We start from the raw sequence: 8,283 nt of genomic DNA on the forward strand, positions 1-8,283 counted from the left end.
ATATAGAGATGTACCATATACAAACTTAATCTTTGAATATGCTACAAATCATAGTAACTTAAGGTTTATTTTAAGATATGATGTAGTAAATCTACAGTAAAAATGTTTCTATGGTTTAAATATAAAATAATTATTGCCTATAAGAGCCTTTATTAACCATAACATAAAGGCAAGAGGAAAATTCCCTTGCCCTTAAGCTAATTATTTTAAACCATCATTTATTATCTTCATAACACTTTCTTTAAATTCTTCTAATCTAGTCTTAGAGTCCTCTGATGAACTTCCCTTAACAGATAAATACACCTTCATTTTAGGTTCTGTTCCTGATGGTCTTACAACAAACCAAGATTCATCTTCTAATATGAATTTTAAAACATTAGATTTAGGAAGATTTATAATCTCTTCATGTATATTTACTAAGTCTTTTTCTATACCTAACTTATAATCTTGCTTTCTTACTATGTTTACCCCATTTATAGAAGTTTTCATAGAATGTCTTAAATATTCTATACAGCTTCCTATCTTTTCTTGACCTTCCTTACCTTGAAGTTCTATAGAAACTAAATCTTCTTTTGAATAACCATAGGTATTATATAAATTCGTTAAAGCTTCATATAATGATAGGCCTTTTTCCTTATAATATAAGGTCATCTCACATATTAAAGAAGCTGCTATTACTGCATCCTTATCTCTAACAAAAGTACCTGCAAGATATCCATAGCTTTCTTCAAATCCGAATAAATAATTTTTACTGTTATCTTCTTCAAATTCTCTTATCTTCTCACCTATATATTTAAATCCGGTAAGAACATCCATAATTTCTACCTTATAGTCTTTTGCTATAGCTCTTACTGCTTCTGTGGTTACTATAGTCTTTATAACTACAGGATTATTAGGAAGTTTATTAGTTTCTTTTAATGAGCTTAATATATAGTGAGTTAATAAGATTCCTGTTTCATTTCCTGTTAAAACCTTATATTCTCCACTATTATCCTTTACTACTGCTCCTATTCTATCACAATCTGGATCAGTTCCAAATATTATATCAGGGTTTATTTCTTTTGCCATATCTAAAGCTATCTTAAACACCTTTGGATCTTCTGGGTTTGGATATGGAGCCGTCGGAAATGTTCCATCAGGTTTTTCTTGCTTTTCTACAATGTTAAGCTTCTCATATCCTTGTTCTTTTAATACTCTCTCTATAGGCATTTTTCCTGAGCCATGAATTGGAGTATATATTATTTTTAAATCCTTTGCCTTTTCTTTTATTAATTCTTTTCTTATAGATAGATTCTTAACTTTTTCTATGTAAGAGAAATCTACCTCTTCTCCTATGTACTCAAGAAGACCCTTATCTAAGGCCTCTCTTTCCTCTATAGTCTTTATAGAGGAAAAATCCTCTATACCATTTACATACCCTATTATTTCCTTAGCAGGCTTATCTGTTACTTGTCCACCATCTTCTCCATATACCTTGTATCCATTATACTCTTTTGGATTATGGGAAGCTGTTACTACTATGCCTCCCTGGCAGTTTAAATGCCTTACTGCATAGGATAACATTGGAGTTGGTCTTAACTCCTCAAATAAATATACTTTAACATTATTACCTGCTAAAGTTAAAGCAGCAGCCTTTGCAAATTCTTTAGACATTATTCTAGAATCATAAGCTATGGCAACAGCAGGTTTTTGAAAATTATTATTTAAATAATTAGCAAAGCCTTGTGTTGCTTTACTTACAGTATATATATTCATTCTATTGGTTCCAGCACCTACTATTCCTCTAAGTCCACCTGTTCCAAATTCAAGATCTTTATAAAATCTATCTTCTATCTCTATTTCATCTTCAATATTTTTAAGCTCATTCTTTGTTTCTTCATCTATATGGCTTGAATTTAACCATAAATCATACTTTTCTAAATAAGTCATAAGTATTCCTCCTATTTATAGTATCATTGAATTATTATACTATAAAATTAATATAAATAAACACTATTTTACCATTAATTCTTCTCAAATAATTATATATATATTTTTTAAATAATTGTTTACATTTTCGTTAACTTTGTATATATTTTCTACCTCTTCTTGTTCTTATAATATAAGTTATTAATATATTCTATAAATTTGCTATAATATTAATTAATATACGTATTTGAATTCTTTACTGATTATAAATATATTTTATTTATCCGATTGCTAGGAACTGTAACACCACCATCTTCTTAAAAGGTGTGGGAGAACAGTTCCTACACCCCTAGATTAACTCATCTAACCTTTAAATGGTGGAAAGATCACCACCTGAAGGAAGATCTATTCTGTTATTTGAAAATAATAATAAATAGTTTGTAAGGAATTAAGGAGCTGTCGCATTAAGAATAAATACTACAATATATTGTGCTAATTTAAAATTTGCAAATCAATATATTCTATGTAAATTCCTTAGTGCGACAGCCCCTATATATGAACATATTATACTACTAAAGGTTTACTCTTCTTCCTCCATAATTAATGCATCTCTAGTAGAGTAGCTTATGGATGCAATTACTGTCTCTAAATCATCCAATATACTTATTTCTGGTCCAAATTCTACATCTGAAACCTTTATTGCGGTACCTATATCATCTTGTTTTAAATTTATTGAAACATGACTTGGAACCTTATCACTAGGGCATTTTATTTTAATTGATGGCTTCTCTTTCTGCATTACCCCACCATTTTTAGATATAAAGGCTTCATTTAAATATTTTACTGGTACCTCTGTTTGGATATCTTCATCTCCAAACTCCTCTAAGTCTATGTGTATTATTCTATTATATACTGGATCCCTTTGAACCTCTTTTATAAGGACTTTCTTATCCTTACCTTCTATATTTACATTTAATATACCATATTCTCCATTAGCTACTATTTCTCTATTTAGCTCAAGACCTCCTACTTCAAATAGAAAATTAGATCTTAATGCTCCATACAGAACTCCTGGCACCTTTCCTTCTCTTCTAATCTTTTTAGCTGAATTTTTTATATTATTGCTTCTTTCTTTTATATTTAAGTTTTCCACATTTATCCCTCCTTTTCCTTATTATCTCCAAGGTAGGATTTATTATACTAATTAGATTCTAAAACTTTATCTCATATTTTATAGAATATTTTCAGTAAAATCCTAATATTCTGCACATGTATTTTTATATGTAATATGATATAAATTATAGTAAAAGATATATATAAACTTATTATTTGTTAAACCTTAATTATTATTGCAATCCTTATAGGTTTAACTTATAATAATATTGTTTTATTCAAAGAAAATCTAGAGAAGAGGGGGCCACTTTTAGGTGTATAAGTTAAATCAAAATGAAACTCCTTTATTTGATGCCTTAATGGAGTATGTTAATAGAGAAACTGTTCCATTCCATGTGCCTGGTCATAAAAAAGGTGTGGGACTGGATGAAGAATTTAAAAATTTCATAGGAGAGAATCCTTTTAAAATTGATGTTACTGTGTTTAAACTAGTAGATAGTCTGCATCATCCAACGGGAGCTATAAAAAAAGCTCAGGAACTTGCGTCTGATGCTTATGGCTCTGATGCTGCATTCTTTTCAATTCATGGAACATCAGGGGCTATACAGGCTATGATAATGTCTGTAGTTAATGCAGGTGAAAAAATAATTATCCCAAGAAATGTTCATAAGTCTGTTACAGCAGGAATAATATTAAGTGGCGCAAGACCTATATATATGCAACCAGAGCTTGATAAAGACCTTGGTATTGCTCATGGTATTACCCCAGATACAGTGGAGGAAACCTTAAAGGCTAATCCTGATGCGAAAGCTGTTTTAATAATTAATCCAACTTATTATGGCGTTTCAACAGATTTAAAAACTATAGCTGATATTGTACATAGCTATAATATTCCACTTATTGTTGATGAAGCTCATGGGCCTCACTTAAGATTTAATGATAAGCTGCCTATGTCAGCAATGGAAGCTGGAGCTGACATCTGTGCTCAAAGCACTCATAAATTAATAGGTGCTTTAACTCAATGTTCTTTACTACAAGTTAAGTCTAAGTATGTAGATATAAGTAGAGTTCAACAAATATTGAACCTTCTTCAAACTACGTCACCTTCATATATCTTAATGGCTTCTCTAGATTGCGCTAGACGTCAAATTGCTCTTTCTGGAAAAGAGCTTCTAGATAAGTCTATAGACCTAGCGAACTATGCTAGAGCTGAAATAAATAAGATTCCTGGACTTTACTGCTTTGGTGAAGAGATACTAGGAAATCCTGGAGTATATTCATTAGATCCTACAAAAATAACCATAACTTGCAGAGATCTTGGTATAACTGGATATGACTTAGATATGATTTTATCTAATAAATATCACATACAACTAGAACTTTCAGATTTATACAATGCTCTTGCTGTAGGATCCTTAGGAGATACTAAGGAAAATATAGATAAACTAATAGATGCTCTAAAGGAAATAAGTAAGGACTATATAGGTAAAGCTTCTAAAAAGCCTGACTTCTTAGATATACCTAATATTCCACCTCTTGAGAAACTTCCAAGAGAGGCTTTTAATAGTGAAAAGGAATCTCTATCTTTAAGAGATAGTATAGGTAGAATAAGTGGTGAGTTTTTACTTGCATACCCACCTGGAATCCCTGTATTATGTCCTGGTGAAATAATAACAGAAGAAATAATAGATTATGTTGAGGAATTAAAAGCTGTAGGACTTTATGTTCAAGGAACTGAAGATCCTAAGGTTGAAAATATAAAAGTAGTAAAATAAAAGGCTTGGTTTACCCAAGCCTTTTATTTTTATGCATTTAATCCGTACTCTAAAGCCTTCTTATTTAAATCAAATATTTTAGCTGGAACACTTTCCTTTAAGATTTCAATCCAATTTATCTCTTCAAGTCCTAAAGCCTTTATAAGAGCTCCAAGTAATACTACATTTTGAGCCTTTATATTGCCAAAGCCTTCTGCCACCTTAGCCGCATCTATTATAAGGGTCTTTTCCACTTCATTTTTAAGCTGCTCATTTACATTGCCTGGATACTTCTCTCCTCCCATAACAACAGTTACAGGATGTATTTCATAATCATTAACGATTAAAGATCCTCCATTTTTTAAGAAGGTTATCCATCTAGCAGCTTCGCTTTTTTCAAACGCTACTATTACATCTGCATCTCCCTCTTCTATAAGTGGGGAATATACCTTTTCTCCAAATCTAACCTGGGTAGAAACATTTCCCCCTCTTTGAGCCATACCATGAACCTCTGACATCTTAACATCATAGCCTGCCTTTAAAAGTCCCTCTGTTAATATCTTAGAAGCCAGAATTGTTCCTTGTCCTCCTACTCCTACAAATAAAATACTCTTTGTCATAATTATTCACCCACCTTTTCTATTGCTCCAAACTTACAAGCTTGTTTACATATTTCACAGCCATTACACATATTTTTATCTATTTGAGATTTTCCATTACTATCTTGACTTAATGCAGGACATCCAGTTCTAAGGCAAGCTTTACATTTAACACACTTTTCTGGTATTACTCTGCACTTTAAATTTGCTCTCTTTTTCATTACATCTTTAATTAAAGCACATGGTTGCTTTGTTATAATAACAAAAGGCTCACTGCTATTATAAGCTTCTTTAACTGCCGCTTCTGTTTCCCCTAGATTATAAGGATCTACCACCCTTAAATTCTCCTTCTTGATTCCTAAAGATAATACAACTGTCTCTATATCTATCATAGGAGCCTCTTTTCCTTGAAGGGTCTTACCTGAACCTGGATTTTCCTGATGTCCTGTCATTCCTGTAATTCTATTATCTAATATACATGTAACTATTGGAATATTATTATAAACAGAATCTATAAGCCCTGTTATTCCTGAATGGAAGAAAGTAGAATCCCCGATAAATGCAAATATCTTAGATTTCTCTCCTGCCATTTCTCTTGCCTTTTGAATTCCAAGTCCTCCTGATATAGATGCTCCCATACAAATTACTGTATCGGTAACACTTAAAGGTGGAACCATACCTAAGGTATAACATCCTATATCTCCTGTAGCTATTACATCCTTACGCTTAGATACTGCATAGAATATTCCTCTATGAGGGCATCCTGGGCATAAAACTGGTGGTCTATTAGGAGCTTTAGCTTCTACACTATAAGTTTTCTCTATCTCTTCATTAAGAATAGCTTTTCTTATTATATCTGGATTCAGCTCTCCGCAAACTGGGATTATATCTTTTCCTATACAATTAATTCCCATAATCTTTACGAATTCTTCAATATAAGGATGATTTTCTTCTATTATATAAAGCTTATCTACTTTTTCACTAAAATCCTTTATTAATTTATCTGGTAGTGGGAATGTAAATCCAAGCTTTAAGTAAGAAGCCTTTTCTCCAAAAACTTCTTTTGCATATTGATAACTTATTCCGCTGGTTATTATACCAATAGACTTATCTCCCATCTCTACTCTATTTAAAGGAGTACTATTAGAATATTCCCTTAATTTCTCTAATCTCTCTTCCACTTCATAATGCTTAGCTCTAGCATGAGCTGGTATCATAATATATTTTTTAATGTTCTTTTCGTATTTCTTTATAAGTGTTTCCTCTCTCTCTCCAAGTTCTACTATGCTCTTTGAGTGAGAAACTCTAGTGGTAGTTCTAAATAAAACTACTGTATCAAACTCTTCACTGATTTTAAAAGCTTCTTTTATATATTCTTTACATTCTTTAGAATCTGCTGGCTCAACTAATGCAACCTTAGCATGAGGTGCATATAATCTATTATCCTGTTCATTCTGTGAAGAATGCATTCCTGGATCATCAGCAGTAACAACAACAAATCCCCCATTAACCCCTTCATAAGCCATAGTAAAAAGTGGGTCTGCAGCCACATTAAGTCCAACATGCTTCATAGTTGATAAGCTTCTTGCTCCTCCAATAGAAGCACCTGATGCTACTTCAAAGGCTACCTTTTCATTAGGAGCCCACTCTGCATAAACTCCTTCATACTCTGCGAAATTTTCTAGTATTTCTGTACTAGGTGTTCCTGGATAAGCTGATGCTATATTACATCCTGCTTCATAGGCACCTCTTGCTATGGCTTCATTACCACTCATTATTTTTTTCATATTAAATCCCCCTTAAGTAGTACAAATTCTATCCAATAATAGCTCCAAGAGCTATTGAATAAAGCTTAGATTTAGCTGTATCTGCTCTAGATACTAAAACAATAGGACATTTTGCCCCCATAACTACCCCTGCACTTTCTGCCTGTGCAAAATATGTTAAAGACTTTCCTAAAAGATTTCCTGCCTCTATACTAGGCATTAATAAAACATCTGCATCTCCTGCAACTTCACTTATTATACCCTTATGCTCTGCTGCCTCTTTTGATATGGCATTATCAAGGGCTAAAGGACCATCTATTATACACCCTTTAATTTGTCCTCTTTTGTTCATGGTGCTTAGAATTGACGCATCTAATGTAGCGTTCATAGATGGATTAACTACCTCCACAGCACAAAGAGGTGCTATCTTAGGATTATTAATCTCTAAACTATGACAAACCTTAACTACATTATCTATGATTCCTATTTTATCCTTAAGTTCTGGATAAGGCACCATTCCACCATCAGTTAAAAATAAAAGTTTGTGATAGGTTTTAGCTTCATAGACCATTACATGGGATAATAAACCACTTCCTCTAAGGCCTGCTTCCTTATTTAAAACAGCTTTTAGAAGATCAGAAGTTCCAAGCATTCCCTTCATAATATAATTAGCCTGTCCATTTCCTACAAGTTCTACAGCCTTCGCTGCTGCTTTTTTAATATTCTTTTCATCTACAATTTCTACCTTATCTAAAGATAAGTTCTCTTCCTTTGCTATTTCCTCTATTTTTTCCTTGTTACCAACTAATATAGCATTTATAATTTCAAGGTTTACACCCTGAAGTACTGCTTTTAAAACCTCACTATCTTCTGCCACTGCCACTGATAAAGTCTTTCTTTCCTTCAATTTTGCAATATCTATAAGTTCTTTTAATGACTTGATCATTTCTCCTCCTCCTATATAACGTTTACAAAATTATATATTCTGATAACTTTTATTTTATTCTCCTAATTTCAGTATAATAGATGAACATTTTTTGTCAATTTATTCTGTTAAAGTGACCACTGCTGTTAGGTTTATTTAATTTTTTTATTAAAATTTTATATCTTCTCTAAAGTATTTAACCAGATTCATTATTATAT

6 protein-coding genes are annotated in these 8,283 nt (G+C 32.0%); 1 reads left to right on the forward strand and 5 read right to left on the reverse strand.

Annotation, left to right across the window (positions count from 1 at the left end; genetic code table 11):
• Positions 1-201: 201 nt before the first annotated feature.
• Complete coding sequence (locus AB2369_RS08925) at positions 202-1,929, reverse strand: phospho-sugar mutase (protein WP_367666133.1); 1,728 nt, start codon at positions 1,927-1,929, stop codon at positions 202-204.
• 559 nt (positions 1,930-2,488) lie between these two features.
• Positions 2,489-3,061 carry a 50S ribosomal protein L25 gene (locus tag AB2369_RS08930; RefSeq protein ID WP_367666134.1) on the reverse strand — a complete coding sequence of 191 codons (573 nt, stop codon included), beginning with the start codon at positions 3,059-3,061 and terminating at the stop codon, positions 2,489-2,491.
• A gap of 274 nt (positions 3,062-3,335) precedes the next feature.
• Between AB2369_RS08930 and AB2369_RS08935 the strand changes: the two genes are divergently transcribed.
• Positions 3,336-4,796 carry an aminotransferase class I/II-fold pyridoxal phosphate-dependent enzyme gene (locus tag AB2369_RS08935; protein WP_367666135.1) on the forward strand — a complete coding sequence of 487 codons (1,461 nt, stop codon included), beginning with the start codon at positions 3,336-3,338 and terminating at the stop codon, positions 4,794-4,796.
• Between the two features lie 29 nt (positions 4,797-4,825).
• On the opposite strand, the gene AB2369_RS08940 is transcribed toward AB2369_RS08935, so the two are convergent.
• From AB2369_RS08940 to AB2369_RS08950, 3 genes are read right to left on the reverse strand one after another with little or no spacing between them, the layout of a single operon-like run.
• The gene (locus tag AB2369_RS08940) at positions 4,826-5,395 is read right to left on the reverse strand and encodes an indolepyruvate oxidoreductase subunit beta (RefSeq protein WP_367666136.1); all 570 of its coding nucleotides are present in this window, start codon (positions 5,393-5,395) and stop codon (positions 4,826-4,828) included.
• 2 nt (positions 5,396-5,397) lie between these two features.
• A complete protein-coding gene (iorA, locus tag AB2369_RS08945; RefSeq protein ID WP_367666137.1) occupies positions 5,398-7,161 on the reverse strand; it encodes an indolepyruvate ferredoxin oxidoreductase subunit alpha in 1,764 nt (587 codons plus the stop codon).
• Between the two features lie 28 nt (positions 7,162-7,189).
• Positions 7,190-8,086, reverse strand: a complete 897-nt coding sequence (locus tag AB2369_RS08950; RefSeq protein ID WP_367666138.1) for a phosphate butyryltransferase — start codon at positions 8,084-8,086, stop codon at positions 7,190-7,192.
• Between the last annotated feature and the right edge of the window lie 197 nt (positions 8,087-8,283).

Origin of the sequence: Clostridium sp. (assembly GCF_040797585.1) — a bacterium.
In the GTDB taxonomy this organism is placed as follows: domain Bacteria; phylum Bacillota; class Clostridia; order Clostridiales; family Clostridiaceae; genus Clostridium_Z.

Coding starts and splice junctions, on each gene's coding strand:
- AB2369_RS08925 (WP_367666133.1), bottom strand. CDS start 1,929: ATGACTTATTTAGAAAAGTATGATTTATGGTTAAATTCAAGCCATATA.
- AB2369_RS08940 (WP_367666136.1), bottom strand. CDS start 5,395: ATGACAAAGAGTATTTTATTTGTAGGAGTAGGAGGACAAGGAACAATT.
- iorA (WP_367666137.1), bottom strand. CDS start 7,161: ATGAAAAAAATAATGAGTGGTAATGAAGCCATAGCAAGAGGTGCCTAT.
- AB2369_RS08950 (WP_367666138.1), bottom strand. CDS start 8,086: ATGATCAAGTCATTAAAAGAACTTATAGATATTGCAAAATTGAAGGAA.